The 21,940-nt window shown below is 57.7% G+C and carries 16 protein-coding genes; 5 read left to right on the plus strand and 11 right to left on the minus strand.

The window, feature by feature from the left end; genetic code table 11:
* Positions 1-28 precede the first annotated feature (28 nt).
* Genes AC2D8V_RS03750 through AC2D8V_RS03760 form a run of 3 tightly spaced genes read right to left on the minus strand, consistent with a single transcriptional unit; the run spans position 29 to position 4,853 of the window.
* Positions 29-1,111 (minus strand): pyridoxal phosphate-dependent aminotransferase, encoded by a 1,083-nt coding sequence (locus tag AC2D8V_RS03750; RefSeq protein WP_484732173.1) that lies wholly within the window; start codon positions 1,109-1,111, stop codon positions 29-31.
* Positions 1,108-2,757, minus strand: coding sequence for a hydantoinase B/oxoprolinase family protein (locus tag AC2D8V_RS03755; protein WP_484732174.1), 1,650 nt, complete (start codon positions 2,755-2,757; stop codon positions 1,108-1,110). Before AC2D8V_RS03755 ends, AC2D8V_RS03750 begins: the two co-directional genes overlap by 4 nt.
* Positions 2,757-4,853, minus strand: coding sequence for a hydantoinase/oxoprolinase family protein (locus AC2D8V_RS03760; RefSeq protein WP_484732175.1), 2,097 nt, complete (start codon positions 4,851-4,853; stop codon positions 2,757-2,759). The genes AC2D8V_RS03755 and AC2D8V_RS03760 overlap by 1 nt, the downstream gene beginning before the upstream one ends.
* A gap of 516 nt (positions 4,854-5,369) precedes the next feature.
* On the opposite strand from AC2D8V_RS03760, the gene AC2D8V_RS03765 reads away from it, so the two are divergent.
* From AC2D8V_RS03765 to AC2D8V_RS03780, 4 genes are all read left to right on the plus strand, one after another.
* Positions 5,370-7,268 (plus strand): DUF3604 domain-containing protein, encoded by a 1,899-nt coding sequence (locus AC2D8V_RS03765; protein WP_484732176.1) that lies wholly within the window; start codon positions 5,370-5,372, stop codon positions 7,266-7,268.
* A 349-nt stretch (positions 7,269-7,617) separates the two neighbouring features.
* On the plus strand, positions 7,618-9,270 hold the full coding sequence (gene bchE / locus AC2D8V_RS03770; protein ID WP_484732177.1) for a magnesium-protoporphyrin IX monomethyl ester anaerobic oxidative cyclase: 1,653 nt from the start codon (positions 7,618-7,620) through the stop codon (positions 9,268-9,270).
* Positions 9,263-9,868 (plus strand): bacteriochlorophyll 4-vinyl reductase, encoded by a 606-nt coding sequence (gene bchJ / locus AC2D8V_RS03775; RefSeq protein WP_484732178.1) that lies wholly within the window; start codon positions 9,263-9,265, stop codon positions 9,866-9,868. The genes bchE and bchJ overlap by 8 nt, the downstream gene beginning before the upstream one ends.
* 420 nt (positions 9,869-10,288) lie before the next feature.
* Positions 10,289-12,268 (plus strand): DEAD/DEAH box helicase, encoded by a 1,980-nt coding sequence (locus AC2D8V_RS03780; RefSeq protein WP_484732179.1) that lies wholly within the window; start codon positions 10,289-10,291, stop codon positions 12,266-12,268.
* A gap of 340 nt (positions 12,269-12,608) precedes the next feature.
* Here the strand turns inward: AC2D8V_RS03780 and AC2D8V_RS03785 are convergent, their stop codons facing one another.
* On the minus strand, positions 12,609-13,076 hold the full coding sequence (locus tag AC2D8V_RS03785) for a c-type cytochrome (RefSeq protein WP_484732180.1): 468 nt from the start codon (positions 13,074-13,076) through the stop codon (positions 12,609-12,611).
* Positions 13,077-13,161: 85 nt separating this feature from the next.
* On the opposite strand from AC2D8V_RS03785, the gene AC2D8V_RS03790 reads away from it, so the two are divergent.
* Positions 13,162-14,022 (plus strand): LysR family transcriptional regulator, encoded by an 861-nt coding sequence (locus tag AC2D8V_RS03790; RefSeq protein ID WP_484732181.1) that lies wholly within the window; start codon positions 13,162-13,164, stop codon positions 14,020-14,022.
* A 294-nt stretch (positions 14,023-14,316) separates the two neighbouring features.
* Here AC2D8V_RS03790 and AC2D8V_RS03795 read toward each other — a convergent pair whose 3' ends face one another.
* From AC2D8V_RS03795 to AC2D8V_RS03825, 7 genes are all read right to left on the minus strand, one after another.
* A complete protein-coding gene (locus AC2D8V_RS03795) occupies positions 14,317-15,186 on the minus strand; it encodes a 2-oxo acid dehydrogenase subunit E2 (protein WP_484732182.1) in 870 nt (289 codons plus the stop codon).
* Between the two features lies 1 nt (position 15,187).
* Positions 15,188-16,621 (minus strand): NAD-dependent succinate-semialdehyde dehydrogenase, encoded by a 1,434-nt coding sequence (locus tag AC2D8V_RS03800; protein ID WP_484732183.1) that lies wholly within the window; start codon positions 16,619-16,621, stop codon positions 15,188-15,190.
* Positions 16,622-16,632: 11 nt separating this feature from the next.
* On the minus strand, positions 16,633-17,595 hold the full coding sequence (locus AC2D8V_RS03805) for a biotin/lipoyl-containing protein (RefSeq protein WP_484732184.1): 963 nt from the start codon (positions 17,593-17,595) through the stop codon (positions 16,633-16,635).
* Positions 17,585-18,580 carry an alpha-ketoacid dehydrogenase subunit beta gene (locus AC2D8V_RS03810; protein WP_484732185.1) on the minus strand — a complete coding sequence of 332 codons (996 nt, stop codon included), beginning with the start codon at positions 18,578-18,580 and terminating at the stop codon, positions 17,585-17,587. The genes AC2D8V_RS03805 and AC2D8V_RS03810 overlap by 11 nt, the downstream gene beginning before the upstream one ends.
* Complete coding sequence (locus AC2D8V_RS03815; protein WP_484732652.1) at positions 18,573-19,556, minus strand: thiamine pyrophosphate-dependent dehydrogenase E1 component subunit alpha; 984 nt, start codon at positions 19,554-19,556, stop codon at positions 18,573-18,575. Before AC2D8V_RS03815 ends, AC2D8V_RS03810 begins: the two co-directional genes overlap by 8 nt.
* 47 nt (positions 19,557-19,603) lie before the next feature.
* The gene (locus AC2D8V_RS03820; RefSeq protein ID WP_484732186.1) at positions 19,604-20,902 is read right to left on the minus strand and encodes a M24 family metallopeptidase; all 1,299 of its coding nucleotides are present in this window, start codon (positions 20,900-20,902) and stop codon (positions 19,604-19,606) included.
* 120 nt (positions 20,903-21,022) lie between these two features.
* Complete coding sequence (locus AC2D8V_RS03825; protein WP_484732187.1) at positions 21,023-21,832, minus strand: SDR family NAD(P)-dependent oxidoreductase; 810 nt, start codon at positions 21,830-21,832, stop codon at positions 21,023-21,025.
* Positions 21,833-21,940: the final 108 nt, after the last annotated feature.

Consider the following 21,940-nt stretch of genomic DNA (forward strand, 5'->3'; position numbering starts at 1 on the left):
CCCAAACGGGCTCTTCCGCGTGATAGCGTCATGTTACTTCTCTCTGTGCCCAGCGTTCCATCAGACCGGCTGCCCGGTCAAGCTCATCTGCCGTTCCAACGGTAATGCGCAGGCAGTCTGGCAATCCAGCGCCGCCTTGCGGGCGGGCGATCACACCATCGGATCTGAGCCACGCATCAACCGCGTGAGCCGTCTCAGCGCTGTCAAACCGAACAAGGGCAAAATTGGTAAAGCTTTCAGGCACCAAAAATCCCGCATCGCGCAGGCGAGTGATAAAACCATCCCGTGACTGCGCCGTCATCATGCAGGTTTCCTGCATGTAGTCCGCATCGCAAACCGCTGCTGCGGCTGCGGCCTGCGCGGCGGCTGAGATGTTGTTGGGGTTCATGACCTTGCGTATTTCAGCGCCAATGGCAGATGGGACAAGCCCCCATCCAATCCGTAGACCAGCCAACCCATAGGCCTTCGAGAAGGTGCGTAGGATTACAGTGTCACCGCGACCGACCAGATCAAACATTTGTTCGCCAAGATGGTCGGCGAATTCGCCATAGGCTTCGTCGATCACCAGCAGGACATGGTCGGGGAGGCCGTTTCGTAAACGAAGTAACTCATCGCGCGGTATGCGCGTGCCGGTTGGATTGCCCGGGTTGGCAATAAAGACAAGGCGCGTGTCAGGGCGCAAAGCATCAAGCATCGCATCCACTGAAACGCCCGCGGTCGTTTCAGGTGCCGTATCAAACCGTGCACGGGCGACGCGCGCCGCCGTCTTAAAAAACGGATAGGCATGGGCTGGTGCCAATACTCCAGCCCCTTCCGCTGCGAAAGCCAGCGTCAGGCAGGCAATCAGTTCCATCGAGCCGTTACCGCACAGGATTTGCTCTGCCGGAATGCGGTGAAGCGCCGACAAGTTCGACCGCAGGTCGCACCAGTCAGGATCCGGGTACAGGTGCCCGTTGTGGAGCGCTTTGGCCGCGGCATCCACCGCCATGGGGCTTGGCGGGCGCAGGCTTTCATTTTGGGATAGAGAAATGAGGCGCTTGCCGCTAGGAGCTTTCAATTCAGCCAGCGCATAGGGCGACATGGTGGCAATATGGGGAACGGCTTTTATCATCGCGAAAATCCGTATGTGTCACACGCGGCCTCGTCGCTGATCAAACCTTCATCCAGATCACGCTGAATGTCGTTCTCGCTGCGCTCCTTCGGGGGGCCAAAGCCTCCGCCGCCCGGCGTCTCGAATATCAAGGTTTCGCCACCTGGCACCCGAAACTCACCTTTGCCCGGAAGGTCAGGACCTTCGTGGCCGATGCGCATACGTCCGGGTGCGCCGGTAAGTCCGCCATATCGTCCGCGCGCGGGGTTCAAAATTCGCTCCACCGACAAAAACAACATAAAGTCCTTGCGATTTAGGGACCGCATCTCGATATGCTGGCCCAGCCCGCCACGCTTTCGCCCTGCGCCGCCGCTATCCGGTTTAAGCTCGCGCCGCGTAATGAGCACCGGCGCTACGGCTTCGGTGGTCTCTACTTGTGATCCCCAAACCCCTGAGGGAAAGGCCGTGGCAGACAACCCATCCAGACCCGGTCGCGCGCCGGTGCCACCGCTGAACACCAGTTCCAGCGCGAATTCGGTATCTCCTTTCGACACCGCTTCGGGTGCATGGCGTATCGGCAGGTCATACATGCACGACGCGCCCTCAGCCGGTACCTGATCGGGCAGGATCTGGGTCAGGCATCCATAGACCAGATCGGGTGTCATCTGCCCTAGCGTATGACGCATGGCCACCGGGGCAGGGGGCTGCGCGTTCAGAATACAGTCGCTTGGCCCTGTCACACGGAAGGGCGCGAGCGATCCGGCATTGTTGGGAATGTCGGGGCCGATAATGCAGCGCAGCGCAAACACCGAATACGCAGTGGCATAATTGAGCGGCACATTGATGCCCTTGCTTGAGAGCGCGGACGTGCCGTCAAAATCCAGCAAGATATAATCATCGGCAATCGTCAGTGCCGCATGTAGTTCAATCTCACGCTCGTATCCATCGACTTTCATGACATTCCGCCATGTGCCTTTGGGCAGGTCCGCAATCGCATCAATCGTACCGCGATAAGAGGTGTCGATGATGTAGTCGGCCAGCGCGTCGAGGTGGTCGATGCCAAACTCCGCCATCATGCCCGACAATCGTTCCGCGCCGGCTTCGCAGCAGGCGATCAGCGCGTAGATATCCCCTTCATTGGCTATGGGCTCGCGCGAGTTGGCCTTGACGATCTCCATCAGAAAAGTATTCAACGCGCCGCCATCGACAAGCTTGCAAGGCGGGATCAAAAGCCCTTCGTCATAAATATCCGTGCCTTCTGGCCCCATGCCAAGGCCCCCCAGATCAACCAAATGGGACGTGCAAGAGGTGAAGCCGACCACACGGTCTTTGTGAAATACCGGCATCATCAAAAGGAAGTCGTTCAAATGCCCTGAGGCAATCCACGGATCGTTCGTCAAATAGATATCACCTGGCTTCATGTCCTGAAGCTCAAAGCGGGCGCGAAGCGTTTTCACCGCTTCGGCCATGGTGTTGATATGACCTGGCGTGCCCGTTACGGCTTGGGTCAGCATCCGGCCCTGAACGTCGAATATACCGGCTGAGATATCACCGCATTCGCGCACAATCGGCGAAAAAGCAGCGCGGACCAGAGCCTGACCTTGCTCCTCGACAACGGCGAGAAGCCGGTTCCACATAACCTGAAATCTGGTGTCAGTTACCGTCATTATTTTACCCCTTCATTCAGGATGAGCCAGATATTGCCGCTGCCGTCGACGCTGGCGCCGAAATCGGCGCTGACATAAGTGGTGGTTTGCGGCTCGATGATCAGGGCCGGACCTTGCAGATGATCACCGGGGCTTAACGCTGCGCGGTCATGGATATCCGCCATACACCAGTCGCCAGTAACATCGCACAGGATGCGACGCTGTCCGGACGGTTTTGCCGGTTTGCGCTGTGTCGGAGGGGTGGATTTCTCCAATGCCCGCGGCTCGGACGACACCTCCAGCGCCCAGTTCAGTATCTCGATGGTCATTCCGGGTACTGCACGGCTGAACTGGCCACGATAGGCATCTTCAAAACGCCGGCGCAGATCTGCGATGTCGCGGTCTTCGAGCGTCCTGTCAGGTAACGTGACCTCAATTTCATGACCTTGCCCATGATATCGCATGAAGGCCATGCGCCGTCGCACAAGCGGGGCTTCAGGTGCGCCTGTCCGCACGACCGCCTGTGCCTCTTCGATCATACTTTCAAAGAAGTCGTTCAGCCCCGCCAAATCCAGTGCGTCCAGCGTGGCATAGCGTGAGCGGATAATCTCGAAGGAAACCGGAGCAAAGAGGAACCCGACAGCCGACCCGACACCTGGATCGCGCGGGATCAGGATGCGTTTTACTTGCGCACGCCGCGCAACCCGTGTCGCGTGCAGCGGACCATTGCCACCGAAAGCGATCATGAGCCGCGCGCCAAGATCCTTGCCTGATTCAACAGCGTGCATCCTTCCAGCGGCTGCCATGTTTTCGTCTACGATTTCGCTGATCCCTCGGGCCGCTGTTGCAGCATCCACACCCAAAGACTGACCGACACCGCGCACAAGAGCGGTTTCCGCGGCGCCCATGTCGATTGCAAGCCGCCCTTCGGCAAAGCGGTCAGGTGCAATCAAACCCTGCATCACATCAGCATCGGTAACCGTCGGGTCGGTCCCGCCTTTGGAAAAGGCCGCGGGACCGGGTTCTGATCCTGCGCTTTCTGGACCGACTTGCAAACGCCCCAACCGATCCACTTGCGCAACCGAGCCGCCCCCCGCGCCAATCTCGATCATTTCGATCACCGGGATACGCACGGGCATGCCAGAGCCTTTGATGAACCGAGCGGCCCGTGCAATCTCGAACTTGCGCGCGCTTTGAGGACGGAAATTGTCGATCAGACATAGCTTGGCCGTGGTCCCGCCCATATCGAAGCTCAGAACCTCCGTTTCACCGGTTTCCGCAGCGATCCGAGCCGCGAGAATGGCACCACCTGCCGGGCCCGATTCCACCAGCCGCACAGGCAGCCGTACGGCGGTTTCCATAGTGGTCATGCCACCACCCGCTGTCATCATCAGGATCGGGCATGTCAGGCCTTCCTGCGTGAACCGCGCCTGAAAATCCAATAGATAGCTGGCCATCTGCGGCTGGATATAGGCGTTGGCAATTGTGGTCGAAAGCCGGTCGAACTCGCGTGCCTCAGGGCTCACTTCGTGAGAGAGGGAGATCACAAGATCGGGCAGCAAACCTTGCAGCAAGTCGCGCAATCTGAGTTCGTGAGCCGGGTTCGCATAGGCGTGCATCAGGCAAATCGCTATTGCATCAGCGGCACAGTCCGTAATTTGCCGTACAAGCCGAGCCACGGCGCTCTCATCGAGTGGCTTTAGCTCTTCACCTCGGGCGTTCATGCGCCCCCCGATGGTGAACGCACGCGCACGCGGCACGATCAGGTCAGGTTTTACCAGATTGATGTCAAACTGGCTGAACCGTCGCTCATAGGCAATCTCAAGGATGTCGCGAAAGCCCTCGGTTGTTACGGTTGCCACCACTGCACCGCGACGCTCGATCAGAGCGTTTGTCGCAAGTGTGGTCCCATGGATAAAGCCGTCGATCTGCGACCACGCAACATCCGCCTGCGTGACCACCCGCCGGGCCCCCGCCAATGCGCCTAGCGCGGGGTTTTCAGGGGTCGTCGGCGTCTTGGTCGTGGCAACGATACGGCCTTGCCCATTCACAAGAACCGTGTCGGTAAAGGTTCCACCAATATCGACGGCAAGGCGACAACCATTCGTGCTGTGCATTAAATTGTACCGGAGAAAAGAAATCTGAAAAGTGCCCGGAAACCCGGACGTTCAACTGCCTCAACGACAAATGACTTTTACCCGTTTATACGACGAGGTCGCATCCGGTTGCCCGTCGCCCCATATCCAGTCTTTTGCATCGTACCGACATCCGGCAGCTTTCATTCGTTCCAATAGCTGAAAACCTGCATGCGAAAGTCGTATCCTGTCAAATAAAATGAAGCGGATTTCCTTGGAACCCACCGGATGGCCGGACAAAGCCTGTTTCTTGTAATGGTTGGTTCAACATTTGGCGTTTAGCGCTGGTACGCTGCTTGCGCTGCGCATTCATTTTGGCTCGATGCAGATCTTCGTGGCGACTTTGAAAAAAACTTGACGGTTGCCGCAGTCACAACAGATATTTCATTTGGGAACCAAACGTAAGCCTGAGGCGTTTGGCGGTATGGCGGCTTCGGCGGATTAAGGTGTCAAAACCGGCCTGTTTGGTGGTTTGCTTTCGAAAACAGGAGAAACGGGATGTCCAACATGATTAAAAGGTTTACGCCAATTGCATTGCTAATTGCAGCTTCGACCGCTGCCGCGCAGGATTTACGCCCCCCGTCCGGGCCCGATACTGGAATAAAGCAATCCTACTCTCCTTTTGTAGGGCAGGAGTTTCCGCAGAACGTTTATTTTGGCGACACCCACCTGCATTCTTCATGGTCAACAGACGCTGGTATGGCGGGAGCGACTTTGAGTCCCCAAGATGCGTATCGGTTTTCTCGAGGTGAGCAGGTCACGAGCCATCTCGGTTACCCGGTGAAACTGCACCGTCCGCTCGACTTCATTGTACTCGCGGACCATGCAGAAAATTTCGGGCTCGCAGAGTTCATTCGGCAGGATTCACCGGTTGTTCAGGAAACAGAAAAAGGTCGCGAATGGTACGAACTCGTCAAATCTGGGAATGGATATGATGCGTTCATAGACTGGCTACGCCTCACCGGCGAAGGAGTTGACGGTATCGGAAGTATTAAAATGCAGCGCCTGGCCTGGGATACAGCGACCACCAACGCAGACCATTTCAACGAACCCGGGGTGTTCACCGCGTTCATTGGCTTTGAATGGACTTCGCAACCGAGCGGGAACAACCTGCACCGCGTGGTAATCTTCCGCGATGACAAGGATCGCGCGATGAGCGTCGTCCCGTTTTCTGCTTACGACAGTGAAGACCCCGAAGCGCTATGGGACTATCTGCAGGCGTACGAAGACAATACCGGCGGATCCGTGCTTGCCATTCCACATAACGGAAACCTGTCGAACGGATTTATGTTTGATGACATCACCCTTTCAGGTGGTGAGTTGACAGCAGACTACGCAAAACGGCGCATGAGGTGGGAACCGCTGTACGAAATGACCCAAGCCAAAGGCACGGGCGAAGCACACCCGCTGCTGTCACCAGACGACGCTTTTGCAGGACAAGAACTGCTTGACGCCGGCAATATCTCAGGCTCGGAAGCAAAAACCCCAGATATGCTGCCGCGCGAGTACGCACGCCCTGCGTTGATACGCGGATTAGAGTACGAGAACCAGCTTGGTACCAATCCGTTCAAGTTTGGGATGGTCGGATCGACTGACAACCACACAGCTCTGCCCACGACGCGGGAAGACAACTGGTTCGGAAAGGCGCATATCGTCGAACCATCCGAGCACCGTTACGAAGACGTACTTATTGAGGCTCAAACCGATCCGTCCCTAAGTGTTTTGGCCACGGATCTGTCTGCGGCCGGTCTTGCCGGTGTGTGGGCTATTGAAAATACGCGCGAAGCTCTTTTTGATGCGATGCTTCGGAAAGAGGTGTTTGCGACAACGGGTTCTAGGATTCGCGTTCGTGTCTTCGGCGGGTGGGATTTCGAGGCCGAAGAAGTGCTGCTCCCGGATTTTGCTGAGCAAGGGTATGGCCGCGGCGTGCCGATGGGCGCCGATTTGCGGCCAGCTCCAGAAGCAGCCGACGCGCCAAGCTTTTTGGTCCGCGCACTGCGCGATCCTGATGGTGCCAATCTGGACCGAATCCAAATCGTGAAAGGCTGGGTCGACGCAAATGGCGAGCAAAGAGAGAAAATCTGGGATATTGCCTGCGCTGATGATCGGCAGATCGTAGATGGCTCGTGCGATGGTGACGTCGGCAATACCGTCAACGTGGTAGAGGCCAGCTATACGAACGATATCGGAGATGCTGTGTTGGCGGCGCATTGGGTTGATCCAGAGTTCGATGCGAGCCAGCGGGCCATGTATTACGCCCGGGTTCTGGAAATCCCAAAGCCTAGGTGGACGGCATATGATGCCAAGTTCTTTGGTATTGAGATGCCTGAGGGTACTGAAATGGAAGTCATAGATCGCGCTTATACTTCGCCGATCTGGTACGATCCGGAAAATTGATTGACCGTTTTCTAATGACAAGAAAATCTATGGTCGCCCAAATCGTGGGTCTACCGTAACCGCCACAGTCGCAGACGGGCCAAGAGCGGTCTCGCGATTGCGGTAACCTACAATTCGCAATGGGCTCGGAGGTAATATCCGAGCCCATTTTACTTGTACGGCGATTTTCACAAAGCTCGGTTACCCCCAAATTTCGACGCCCGCGCGTTCTTGAGCACCGAAGTAGATGGCCGCCTGTTTGTGCCTTTTGGTGGGCGCTGTCGCCATGATTGCGCGATTTGATCTGTGTCAACGAAAGAGGGTCAATGTAGTCTGTAAACTTTAATTGACACATTTTGGGGGACGGCCAATGCGCATTCTTTTCGTACATCCGAATTACCGGTCGGGCGGGGCCGAAATTGCTGGCACCTGGCCGCCGGCCTGGGTTGCTTATTTGACCGGTCACCTGCGGCAAAACGGTTTCGATGATGTTCATTTCATTGACGCTATGACCGACGGTTTGACCGACGCGGAACTGGCAGAAAAGATGGAAGCTTTGGCGCCCGATGTTGTTGGCGTGACAGCGATCACACCTTCCATCTACCGTGCCGAAGATGTCCTGAAGGTTGCAAAGGATGTGGTGCCGGATGCGGTACGCGTACTCGGAGGCGTGCACGCCACGTTCATGTACAAACAGGTTCTTTCAGAGGCGCCATGGGTCGATGTGATCGTACGGGGTGAAGGTGAAGAGATCTGCACGGAGTTAATGCTCGCGATCGAAAACGGAAGGTTCCTCTCCGACCGCCACCGGATCAAAGGTTTGGCCTATTGGGACGGCGACAAAATTGTCGCTACGCCTGCGGCCTCTACGGTCAAGGACCTGTCAAAGATCAAACCAGATTGGTCGGTGCTGGAATGGTCAAAATACATCTACATTCCTCTGGGCACACGGGTTGCCATACCAAACCTTGCAAGAGGCTGCCCGTTTACCTGCTCGTTTTGCAGCCAGTGGAAATTCTGGCGCGACTACCGCGTGCGAGACCCCAGGGATGTGGTCGATGAGATCGAAGATCTGGTTGATAATCACGGCGTGGGGTTTTTCATTCTCGCGGATGAGGAACCTACAATTAACAAGAAGAAATTCGTCGCCTTCTGTCAGGAATTGATCGATCGTGGCCTACCAAAACGCGTGAAATGGGGGATCAACACACGGGTCACTGATATCTATCGCGACAAAGACTTGCTGAAGTTCTACCGCAAGGCGGGCCTCGTTCACGTGTCCTTGGGCACAGAGGCTGCCGCTCAAATGAAGCTCGATGTTTTCAACAAAGAAACCAAGGTAGAAGAAAACAAGACGGCCATTCGTCTGCTGCGTGAGGCGGATATTCTGGTCGAGGCCCAGTTCATTGTCGGTCTTGACAACGAAACACCCGAAACGCTGGAAGAGACTTACCGGATGGCATGGGACTGGCAGCCCGATCTCGCAAACTGGTCAATGTATACGCCTTGGCCGTTTACCCCGCTGTTTCAGGAATTGAAGGATCAGGTCGAGGTTTACGACTTTTCCAAGTACAACTTTGTTACGCCTATAATGAAACCTGCGGCGATGGACCGTGGGGAACTTCTCGATGGTGTGATGAACAACTACCGTCGTTTCTACTCGAAAAAGGCCCTGTTCCACTATCCGTGGCGAGGAACCGGATTTCGGCGACGCTATCTGCTGGGATGTCTCTATGCTTTCTTGAAGGCGGGTTTCCAGAGGACATTCTATGATCTAGGCAAAGCGGGCTATTGGGGCCCTCAGACCAAGAACACTGTTGATTTCCACTTCGACGAAACGCGCCAATTGGCCGAAGCACAGATGGCCGATTGGGAGGCGAGCGCAGATAAGGCCGCGCGGGCGCGAGAACGCCGCGAAGCAGTAAAGGCGCAAACCATCGAACGCAAACAGGCGTTCAAGATGCCAAACGGCGCCGACGTGAAAGCCTGTGGCGGCGGTGAGCAGCAAATGGAGGATGTCTAGGGATGTTGCCCAGGCATCCGGGCTGATCGGACCTAATGCGATCTTGCAGACGCTGCCGGTTCTGGACCGGCTTCTAGGTCGGGAGCGCCGCAGTGAATTGATGAGCCGCGCAGGTATAGCAGATATCCCGGACGGCACGGAAATGATCCCAGAGGCGTTGGCGGCTGCGTTGCACCGCCGTATTCGTCAGGACGTGCCAGAGCTTGCCGCACAGGTATCAGCGCAAGCCGGCCATGCGACCGCAAACTATATCCTGCTAAACCGCATCCCAAAACCGGCGCAAGTCGTACTGCAGTGCCTGCCTGCTGGTGCTTCTGCCCTTGTTCTTTCAAAGGCAATTGAAAAACACGCATGGACATTCGCAGGAACCGGTCAGTTCACCGTGACAACCCCTTGGGCTTTCAAGATACGCAGCAACCCGCTGATCCGAGGTGAAACCAGCCCCGCCTGCCTTTGCGATTGGCATGCCGCCGTGTTTACCCGATTGTATCAAAAGCTTGTGTCGCGCAGATGTACCTGTCGTGAAGTTTCCTGCGGGGCGCAGGGCAGTGACAGGAGCTGCGAATTCGAAATCCAAAGAGCACCTCGCGCTCGCTGACTTTGCGGAAAGCGTTTTGGACAGCATTACAGTCTCGCAATTCGGTCTTGCGCCGGCTATCGGCAAAATTTCGGGGCTGACGAAGACCGTCGCTGATGTCGGCCTTTGTGCGTAAAAGCAGCATGAAAACTGTGCTTAATCAGGAATGCTGAACCCTGGCACCATTGTGTGAACGCGCGACGAAGGGCGCAGGCGCTTCTGGAGTCACCCTGAACTATGGTGGCAAAGGCCAACCACAGAATGCCTTGGGCACGGTAAAGTCGGAGGATGTCTCAATCGAAAGAGCCGAATTCTGTAACAACAGAAGATCAAGCCTATACAAATCAAGTACCAGCGGATAGACGGCTGCCTTTAACCTTGGATGAGACGCCGCCGCATATCTGCGCACCTGAACATCCTGTCCTGATAAAGTACCCCGCCGTGAAAAAAACCATCAAAGATGCGCTCGCCCGAAAGGGTTACGACGTTTTGACTCCCGTTCAGCAAGCTGTCACCCAACCTGAGCTGGAAGGTCGAGACCTTTTGGTGTCGGCGCAAACCGGATCGGGGAAAACGATTGGTTTTGGGTTGGCGATAGCACCAACCTTGCTGGGGGACAGCGAAACCTTCGGTCAATCTGCCGCGCCGTTGGCGTTGGTAATCGCGCCGACTCGCGAACTGGCATTGCAGGTGAAACGTGAACTTGGGTGGCTTTACTCGGATGCCGGCGCGTTTCTGACATCCTGTGTCGGCGGCATGGATATGCGCGATGAACGACGCGCTTTGGCACGGGGCGCGCATGTCGTGGTGGCCACGCCGGGGCGGTTACGTGACCATATGCGGCGTGGGTCCATTGATCTTTCTCAGATCCGCGCGGTCGTTCTGGACGAAGCTGACGAAATGCTGGACTTGGGATTTCGTGAAGATTTGGAGTTCATTCTGGATGAAACGCCTGCAGACCGGCAGACTTTGCTGTTTTCTGCGACGGTTCCAAGGGCGATTGCCAAGCTGGCTCAAAGTTACCAACGAGATGCGGAACGGGTCTCTACAGTAGGCGAACAGACACAGCATGCCGACATCGACTACCGCGCGATGATGGTAGCTGCGCGTGATGGTGAAAACGCGATCATCAATGTCTTGCGCTATTACGAGGCACCAAATTCAATCGTTTTTTGCAACACCCGAGCGATGGTGTCGCGTTTGGCGGCGCGGCTCTCAAACCGCGGTTTTTCGGTCGTTGCGCTTTCTGGTGAACTGACCCAAACCGAACGGTCCAATGCGCTGCAAGCAATGCGCGACGGACGCGCACGCGTTTGCGTCGCAACCGACGTGGCCGCCCGGGGGATAGACCTGCCCAACCTGGATCTGGTGGTTCATGCCGAATTGCCAAACAGCCACGAAACCCTTTTGCACCGGTCTGGCCGCACGGGCCGTGCAGGGCGAAAAGGTGTCAGTACTTTGATTGTTGTCCCGTCTTCAAGACGGAAAGCAGAACGTATTCTGAAGCTGGCCAAACTGAATGCGGAGTGGGGTGAGGCACCTTCGGTAGACGAAGTAAAAGAGCGCGATCAGGTACGTTTGCTGTCGTCCGAAGACTGGCAAACCGAGATAACCGAAGGCGAGGTCGCGATGATCGACCAACTGGTTGAGAAATTCTCTGCCCAGCAGATCGCAGCCGCTTATTTGCGCCAGTACAGCAGCCGCCACTCCGCCCCGGAAGAGTTGTCGCCGGTTCAGGGTGAAAAGAGCAAACCCAGAGCGGAATTTGGCCCTAGTGTGTGGTTTTCGGTGTCAGAAGGGCGCAAACAGAATGCTTCCCCCCGTCATTTGTTGCCGATGGTGTGCAAAGCAGGGAACATTACCAAAGACGATATCGGTGCGATCCGGATTGCTGATGATCTATCCTACATTGAAATCCGCGCATCTGCCGTTGACCGATTTTTGAGCGCCATTGGCCCTGATATGAAGATTGAAGGATCAAAAAGCGTTGCGCGGCTGAACGGAGCGCCAGACGTCCCGGCATTTGAGCGCCCAAAATCTGATCGCCCACGCGCCGGAAAGCCGCGTCACCGCAAAGGGGATACGCCCCCCATCGACTGGAACGACGCATCGAACCCCCGGCGGCGCAAGCCGAAACCACAGGACCGCACGCCGCGGAAACCTGTTGATCACCACCCGACTGCAAAAGAGACTGACACAGCCGCACACGCGCCTTTGAAAAAGCGCAAACCTCTAGCGACAAGTACTAGGGATCAGTCAAAGGCTGAGGCCAAATCAGGCAAGGATAGCAGTGCGAAACCCCGCAAAAGCGGCCCCAAAGGTCCGCCGCCACCCAAAGGTAAGCCCAACAGCAAGAAAAACCGTGCCCGATCGGCTGCAAAAGCCGCCGGGAAAGGAACCGGTGCACCAAAGCGACGGTAGCTCTGCGACATTCCAGTGTTTGCATCGGTTGACCTGAGCGGTCGTAGGAAAACCGAAACCGGATATTGCAGGCGGTGCCACTTACCGCTCGATTGACGCTTGAGCACCCCAAGCGGCCGCGTTCGATGGCGCGAACGACACGCGCCTATACGTGACCATTCCGGGAACGGTGCCGACCTTCCGCCGCCGTAAAACCTATTCAACCCACTGGGTCCTTGGCGCAATTCCCGAAAGCGCACAGGCTGAAATCTTTTCGAAGCCGAACAGTTACCAACTGGCGGCTCCGATGATCGCAGTAGTTGCCCATACCGAACCCAAAAGGATCGTATCGGCAGTGAGATCAGTTCATTGGGGCGCGATATGCCTTGTGGCACGCAGAGCATGCTCCGCCCAAGTCCCCCATGGCAGCCCTCAGGGAGTCAAGATCTTGACCCGCTGCACTTTGCATTGCCAAGGCTGCTTCTGACATTGCCTTGCCCTTGGCAGAGACGTCGGGGAAGTTTTCCCAAATGGCGGGCAAAGCATTTGATGTCTGATCGGAAACATTATCCGAGCCAGCAGGCCACATGGCCGACTGGTCGATTTGCGTGAGCGTCACAAGATTGTTTGCGGCTTTTGATGCAGCTTCGCCGTTATAGTCGGCGTCACCTTTGGCCATCGCACCCAGTGTGCCCAGATTGAAAGCGTAGAGTTGCATGATGGACGTGCGGGCTTTGATGGCCGGGTTTTCGCTCTCGTGAGCGATCGCGGTTCCAAGGACAGCGGCAGTCAAGCCACTTGCTAGCGCAAAGACAGTCATTTTGTTCATGATTTGCTCCCTATTTGCATATCAACAGGATATCGTGAACAATTTTTATTGTAATTGGCTGATTTTTTGATGCACTTGTTAAAATATGAACAATCAAAACTGGGATGATATCAGGTACGTTCTATCTGTCGCGAAGCATGGTTCGCTTAACGCCGCCGCGTCTGCGCTTGGCGTAACACACGCCACTGTCATGCGGCGGGTTGCAGCATTTGAAAGTCGATACAACTGCCAGATATTCGAGAAATCGCTGTCCGGATATTCGGTCCTGCCAGAAGCTGTACCTGTTCTGAAATCGATCGAAAATGTCGACGAGGCGGTTCTTGCCGTTGAGCGTGTAATTGCCGGGGCAGATCAATCGCCCTCTGGACAGGTGCGTGTGGCGTCGACTGACAGCTTGTGCCAAGTGGTTCTACCACCGATCATTGCCAAAATAGCGATGGAGTTCCCAAAGCTGAGGATTACGCTGCTGAGCGCAAATGTTCACCACGATCTTTCGAGGCTGACTGCCGACATCGTCGTTCGCCCTGCGGCGCTGCTCGCCTCCGAACTTTACGGGCAGCAGGCAGGGTATCTAACCTTCGGGGTTTATTCTGACGGGGCACCCGCCCGAAAATGGCTGAGCCTTGAAGGCGCTTTGGACAGGTCCCTTGCGGCGCAATGGATGTCCGACAATGTTGACCAAAGAGAGACCATAGAGGGCGCCGACAGTTTTTTGGTGCTTCAGCAAATGGTTGCGTCCGGCATCGGAAAAGCCCTGCTTCCGACCGTGATTGGAGACACCGATTCCAGGCTAATCCGAGTTGAAGAAGACAACCTGAATGTTTCGGTGCCAGTTTGGGTCGCGACCCTTAAGGAGTTTGCCAGAACACCCCGATTTGCTTTTGTTCAAAAGTTGATCGCTGAGAACTTAAACGAAACGCTGTTGTCGTGGGCAAACCAAAAATAACGCACGGGCGAAACGGGCAGAGCCTGCGCATGGCTCGGAGCAAACCTTCGACACAGTTGCCGTGACCGTCTGCTCTGCGGTGTCACCTCTGACGGGTTTAATGTTTGACCCACCCCTAAAGTGCCCAAATCAGGCCAGACGGTTGGGTTCGAGGATTTCGTTCATTCAACCCACTTTACTCTGTACGGTGGTGTGGAAATCTGTTCGAACACATTCGGTAATGCTGGGTCGTTGTGTTTAGGGCCATTGGGGGTATTTGGCTGCGCGCGTGCCATTTTTGTCAGGTAGCGGTATTCACTCGTGTGCAACCAACAAGCGATCGGGCTGCGCGATCAATGTGCGATAATCCTCCATGAACCTTGCGGCATCGGCGCCGTTGATGACGCGGTGGTCGTAGGAGAGGTCGAGCGGGACCATAGGGGTTGGGGTAAAGGTTTCGCCGTTCCAAACAGGGCGGATCTCTGTTCGGGTGATGCCAAGGATGGCGACCTCTGGGGGGTTGACGATGGGCGTAAAAGCCTCTCCGCCGATCCCACCCAGATTTGTGATGGTCATCGAAGCACCGCCCATCTCATGGGGGCGGAGTTTCCGGGTGCGGGCGCGACTGGCAAGGTCGTGGACCGCCGCACCGATCTGGCCGAGGCGCATCTGGTCAGCATCGCGCAAGACGGGCACGGCAAGGCCTTGGGGAGTATCTACGGCGATGCCGATGTGGACGTAATCCTTCAGGACCAACGACTTGCCATCGGCAGAAAGCGAGGCGTTAAAGCGTGGGAAGAGACGCAGACAACGCGCAAGGACAGCGACGTGGAAGGCCAGCGCGGTCAGACGCGTGCCCTCGGCCTTGAGCGCTGCGCGACTGGCTTCAATCCGGGTCATATCGGCGCTGTCATGGTGGGTAACGGCTGGGATCAGGGCTTGAGCGGCGGCCAGGTTGTCCGATGCCACCTGCGCCATACGGTTGAGCGGCTCAACCGTCACCGGCCCCCAGTCCGCATGGTCCACGTCCCAATAGGCAGCAGAGGAAGGCGCCCCGCCAGAGGTCTGGCCCAGCACATCCTCGCGCGCGATGGTCTTGCGGCCCAGCCCTTTGGCCAGCGCGTCGATGTCGACGCCCCGGTCAGCGGCAAGCTTGCGCACGGAAGGGCTGGCGATCACGCCCATCTTACCACTCGGTCGAGATGTACTGGGTTTCCTGGAACTCGTGGAGACCTTCTTTGCCTCCTTCGCGGCCCAGACCAGACTGCTTCACACCGCCAAAAGGTGCCGACGGGTCCGAGACGAGGCCGCGGTTCAGCCCGATCATGCCAAAGTCCAACTGTTCCGACAGCGCCAGCCCGGCCCGCATGTCTCCGGTGTAAAGATAGGCGACCAGCCCATATTCGGTGTCATTGGCACGGGCGATGATGTCGTCACTATCGCTAAAGCTCTGGATCGCGGCGACGGGACCGAAGATTTCGTCGCAGAGGCACTCGGCATTGTCCGGCACATTGGTGAGAACAGTGGGCGGATAGAAAAAGCCCGGCCCATCCGGGCGCACCCCACCCAACTTGACCTCGGCGCCCTTCGCGACGGCGTCGCGTACGAAGTGATCAACCTTGTCTCGGGTCTCGGCATTGACCAGCGGGCCAACGTCTATATCGCCCTGCAGCCCGTCGCCGATCTTCAAGGCCGCCATCTTCGCGGTGAAGGAGTCGACAAAGGGTTTTTCAATGCTCTCATGAACATATATCCGGTTGGCGGCGGTGCAGGCCTCGCCCAGATTGCGCATCTTGGCGACCATCAGGCCTTCGGCAGCAGCCTCGATGTCGCCGTCCTTCATGACGATAAAAGGGGCGTTACCGCCCAACTCCATTGCGGGTTTCACCACGTTGTCGGCAGCAGCGTGCAAGAGCTTGCGACCCACCTCGGTTGACCCCGTGAAGCTGACCACCCGCACGCGGGGATCCGCCAGCATCGCCCCCACCACCGCGCCCGATGAACGCGACGGCAACACGTTGACGACGCCGGGAGGCACCCCCGCCTCTTCCAAGATGTCCACCAGCGCCAGCATCGTCAGCGGGGTTTCCGAGGCAGGCTTGACAATCACCGGGCAACCGGCAGCCAATGCCGGTCCGATCTTGCGGGTGCCCATGGCCGCTGGATAATTCCAAGGCGTCACCAGCACCGCGATCCCGGCGGGTTTTTGATGCACCAACACACGGGCCCCGGTAGCGGGCGCGTGGCCCAAATGACCGTCTGATCGCACAGCTTCTTCGGCATACCAGCGGAAGAACTCACCTGCGTATTTTGCTTCGCCCATGGCGTCGGCCCCGGCTTTGCCGTTCTCCAGTGTGATCAGCCGGGCGATGTCGTCGATCCGGTCGCTGTAGATTTCAAAGGCACGGCGCAACACCTCGCCGCGGTCGCGTGGGGTCCGTGCTGCCCAGTCGGCAAAGGCGGCCTCGGCGGCATCAAGGCATGCCATGGCGTCGTCGACTGTCCCGCTGGCCACCTCGGCCAATACCTCTTCGTTGGACGGATTGAGGACCGCAAAGGTCGCGCCATCTGAAGCGTCACACCAGGTTCCACCGATGTAGAGTTGGCTTTTGAAGGTCATGGCTGTCTCTCTTAGATCAATTGCCGGATCGGGTCGTCGACCCGCGCTGCGATGTCATCAAGCAGAGCCGCCGCCGACGCGAACGGGAGGGCAGCTTCTGCGAAGCTGAGTGTCAAGGCATAGCCCGCAGTGCCTCTGGCCACCGTCAGTGTCGTGCCCATGGCCGAGGCATAGCCCGTGAGGCGGCTGTCGCAGAGATCGATCAGTGCCAGTGCCACCGGGTCGCCCGCGCGCCCGTCGATCTGTTCGGCGCCATCGAGGCTGCGGATCAGAACCGCCACCGGATCGCCCGACTGGTTCTCCCAAGCCCGGCGCGCGAAACCGGCCAGAATGCGGGTTCGGTCCGTCTGGTTGCCGGCGTGCTCCATAAGTGCTGTGAAGGCGTTGCCTTCGATGGCAGCTGTCAGCGCGGATTGGCCCCCCGCAGGGGCCTTCGCCAAATCAGCGGCGTGAATCGGTTCTTTAACACCACTGGCACGCAAGGCCGTAAGGTTAATGCCTTGTTCCAAAGCCAGACGTCTGGCTTTTGGCGAGGCCAGAACCTTTGCACCCGGCACCTGTGGAGCAGCAAGAGGCCTCGGCTGGGGGGGCGGGGCAGGTTCGGGATTGGTCTGTACTTCGGAAGCCACTTTCGCCTTCGGCTCAACTGCCGCAGAGCTGCCTCTGGCTTGATCCGGGGCCTCAACCTCGGCCTCGGGCGCCACGGGCTTTGCGGCCTGCGCTTCGACTTCCGACGCACTTTCCACGATCAGCGCAATTACATCGCCTACAGGCACGTCGTCGCCTTCGCCTGCGCGCAGGCCTGAGAGAAAGCCTTCGACCGGGGCCTCGACCTCCATCGTCGCCTTGTCGGTTTCCACCTCGAACAACGCATCCCCCGCCGCCACGGCATCGCCCGCCGCCTTCAGCCACGAGACGATGACGCCTGAATCCTGTGTCATCCCCAATTGCGGCATCTTCACCTCATGCGGCATGGATCAATTCTCCGGACATGAGTTTGCGCGCGTTCTCGGCGACACCCTCTGGCGTCGGCACGGTTAGGTCTTCCAGCGCCGGGCTGAACGGCACCGGTACATCCATCGCGCCCATGCGGATCACCGGGGCGTCCAGGTGATAGAAGGCTTTCTCGTTGATCCGGGCGGCAATTTCCGCCGTTACGCCATAACTCTGGTGACCTTCATCCACCACGATCACCCGAGAGGTCTTCTTGGCCGAGGCCAGCAATGTCGCCTCATCCAAGGGTACAATGGTGCGCGGGTCGATCACCTCGGCACTGATGCCCTCGACCTCCAGCATCTCCGACGCGGCCTCGCAGACCTGGCGCATTGATGAAGTGCCGATCAGCGTCACATCTGTTCCCTCGCGCAGGATCTTCGCCTCGCCAAAGGGGATCAGGTATTCTTCCTCCGGAACCGGGGCCTTGTCCTGATACATCAGCTTGTCTTCGAAGATCACCACCGGGTTATTGTCTCGGATCGCCGTCTTCATCAGCCCCTTCGCCTCATAGGCCGAGGACGGCATCGCCACCTTCAACCCCGGGATATGGGCGACGAGCGCCTGAAGGGATTGTGAATGCTGCGCCGCCGAGCGCCGGGTGGCACCCAGATTGGTGCGCAGGACCAAAGGCACGCTCAGCTTGCCGCCCGACATGTAATGCGCCTTGGCCGTCTGATTGCACAACTGGTCCATCACCAGATAAAGAAAGTCGCCAAACATCAGATCGACAATCGGGCGCGCGCCCGTCATCGCCGCCCCCACGGCCAGCCCCATAAAACCGGGTTCGGCAATCGGCGTGTCGATCACGCGGTCCGTACCGAACTCCTCGACCAGACCTGACAGCACCTTGAAGGGCGTGCCCGCTTCGGCCACATCCTCGCCGATCAGAAACACCGTTTCGTCGCGCCGCATTTCTTCGGCAATGGCCTCATTCACGGCCTGGGACAGAGTGATCTCACGCATCTTGCGCCTCCGCGAAAACGTGCATGTCAACTTCCAAGCCGTCTGGATAGGGCGCGTCCAAGGCGTATTCGACGGCTTTCTTCGCGTCGGCCTTCACTGTGTCACGCACCGCCGCAAGTTCGTCTTCCGTAGCCACGCCTTCTTTTGCCAGCCAGGCACCAAACAGCGTGATTGGATCGCGGGTCTCTTTCCATTCCGCCTCTTCTTCTTTGGAGCGATAGTACGTCCGGTTGATGTCCCCCACATGGTGGCCGTGGTAGCGATAGGTCATCAGTTCCATAAAGAACGGGCCTTCACCCTTTCTTGCCCGCGCTACCAAATCGGTCGCCAGCTTGTTCACCGCCAGCACGTCCTGGCCGTCGACCTGATGCGCCTCGATCTCGAAGGCTTCGGCTCGCGCGGTGATCGAGCCCGCCGCGATCTCGTCCGTCTTTGTGTATTCCGAGTAGCCATTGTTCTCGCAGGCATAAATTACCGGCAGTTTCCAAAGTGCCGCCATGTTCATGACCTCGTACAAAAGGCCCTGCGCCGTGGCCCCGTCGCCGAAAAAGCAGACCGTCACGTCCTTCGCGCCTTGCAGCTTTGCCCGCAGCGCCGAACCCGTGGCGATCCCCATGGAGCCGCCCACAATCGCATTCGCGCCAAGATTGCCGTTCGACTGGTCGGCGATATGCATCGACCCGCCCTTGCCGCGGCAGTACCCTTCTTCTTTGCCCAGAAGTTCGCAGAACATCTCTTTGAATTCTGCGCCTTTGGCGACGCAATGGCCGTGCCCCCGGTGGGTCGAGGTAATCTTGTCCGTCACTTCCAGCGCTTCGCAGATGCCCACGGCGACCGCTTCCTCGCCCGAGTACATATGCGTCAGCCCCGGCATCTTGGCATCAAGGTACAATTGGTTCGCATTGTCCTCGAACGTGCGGATCTTCACCATCTGGCGGTACATCCGCAGATAGTCTTCCGCGTTGTGGCTTGTCATGGTCATTAAGATATCCCTTAAGACAGGTGCGTGCAGGCACGCGCCATTCAATACCGGTTGGCAATGGGCAGTTCTTCGGCCGGGAAAAGGCTAATCACCTCGCAACCGGTATCGGTTACCACCACCTCTTCCTCGATCCGCGCGGCCGAGTAGCCATCCGCCGCCGGGCAATAGGTTTCCAGCGCAAAGACCATGCCGGTCTGGATTTCCATCGGATGATCCAGGCTGACCGCGCGGCTGATGATCGGCCGTTCGTGCAACGCAAGCCCCAATCCATGCCCGAATTGAAGCCCGAAGGCCGCGTCTTCGTTCGGGAAGCCGAACTCTTCCGCCTTCGGCCAGACTTCGGCCACCTTGTCGGTACTGACACCGGGCTTGATCATCGCGATTGAGGCATCGATCCAGTCCCGCGCTTTGACATAAGCGTCGTTCTGCGCAGGTGTTGCCCGGCCAATGTTGAAGGTTCTGTAGTAGCAGGTGCGATAGCCCTGGTAGGACTGCAGAATATCAAAGAACGCCTGATCGCCTGGACGGAACAACCGATCGGTGAAGTTATGCGGATGCGGATTGCAGCGCTCGCCCGATATCGCGTTGATTGCCTCGACGTCGTCAGACCCCATCTCGTAAAGCATCTTGTTCGACAGGGCGACGATGTCGTTTTCGCGCACACCCGGTTTCAGCTCTTCGTAGATCATGTGGTAGACACCATCGACCATGCTCGCCGCCTGGGTCAAAAGCTGGATCTCGTCCCAGTTCTTGATCTCACGCGCTGCCAGCATGATCTGCTGACCGTCCACAACATTGAGACCCTCTTCCTGCAACGCATGGAACATCGCCGTCTCGGCATAATCCACACCGACCGGCATGTCGGCCATCCCCGCATCACGGATCAGACCCGCAATCTGCTTGGCGTATTTCCGCATCAAGCCGAACTCGGGCGGGATCGTCCCGCGCATACCCACGACACCGGCAAGGCAGTGGGACGGCTCCAACCAGTCGGAATACTTCTGGTGATGCACCGCCGCCGAACCAAAATCCCAGACGTAGGGGCTGTCGTCTCCCGTCAAAAGACAGAACCGGCACATCTTGTCCCGCTCCCACTCGCCGATCTTGGTCGCCGAGACATAGCGGATGTTGTTGACGTCAAAGAGCAGAAGCGTTCCGGCATTCGAGGCTTGCAACGCCTGCCGCGTGCGGCCCAGCCGATAGCGGCGCAGCCGGTCGTGATCCACTCGGCGCTCGAAATCGACCGAGGTGTGCCCCCACGCCGGAATGCGCCCCTCCCATCTCCAGTTCGGCTCCAGATCCTGCGGTGTCAGCATATTGGGCATCAAGGCTCGGTTCATCGTCATTCCTCCCAGTGGGCGTCTATTCCGACGCCGGTATCGCATCGCTGCCGGCGCCCTATTGGCGAGCGCTGGTCAGGGTTCATCACGTGTCTTGAATCAGGCAGAGCGGCGCGCCCGTCACTGCATCACGATGCCGCCATCGATCATGAACAATTGGCCGGTCATGTAGTCGCTTTCGTCGGAACAGAGGAAAGCAGCGGTGCCCATCACGTCTTCGGGCGTCGAAAGCTTCTGCATCAGGATCATGTTCTCGCGTAGCGACTCAAGCGACTCGCCTTCCTTCTCGAACATGCCGATATCGACCAGATCCTTGTCGAGCTGCTTCCACAACTCTGTGTGCACCACGCCAGGGCCATAGCTGTTGACAGTGATCTTGTGCTCCCAAAGCGCCTTGGCACCGCCCGTCACCATTGCCAGGATCGCGTGCTTCGAGCATGAATAGGGAACGACATCCTTGAACGCCGCGCGCGACAGGATCGAGCCGACAGGGATCAGCTTGTAGGGATGATCCTCCATCGGGCCCTGGGCGATCATCTGACGCGCGGCCTCCTGCATGCCCAAAAGAACGCCCTTGGCGTTGATGTTCATGATGAAGTCCCAGTTCTCTTCGTCAATATCCATGAACATCTTGGGCTTGTTCACACCGGCATTGAGAACCGCAACATTGATCGACCCGAAAGCATCCACTGTTGCGGCCACTGCCTCGGCGTTATCCTGGCGGCTGGTCACATCCATTTTCACAGCGACCGCACTGCCGTTGCCCGCCGCATTGATCTCGCCTGCGACCTTCTGGACACCTTCGAAATTAATGTCCCCAATACAAACGTTTGCGCCCTGGGCTGCAAAATACTTGGCGTTTGCCGCACCCATGCCTTGCGCAGCACCGGTAATAAGGATGTTCTTTCCGCTCAGTCGTTGCTTGTCCATCTTGCGTCCTCCCAAGGCGCGTTTTTTCAGCCATTTGTGGCAACATGCCGTTATGAAGGAGCGACCCACAGGCAAACTTCATCCAAGACGGACAAAATTCATCCATAT

The organism is Roseobacter sp. YIN89 (assembly GCF_057219365.1).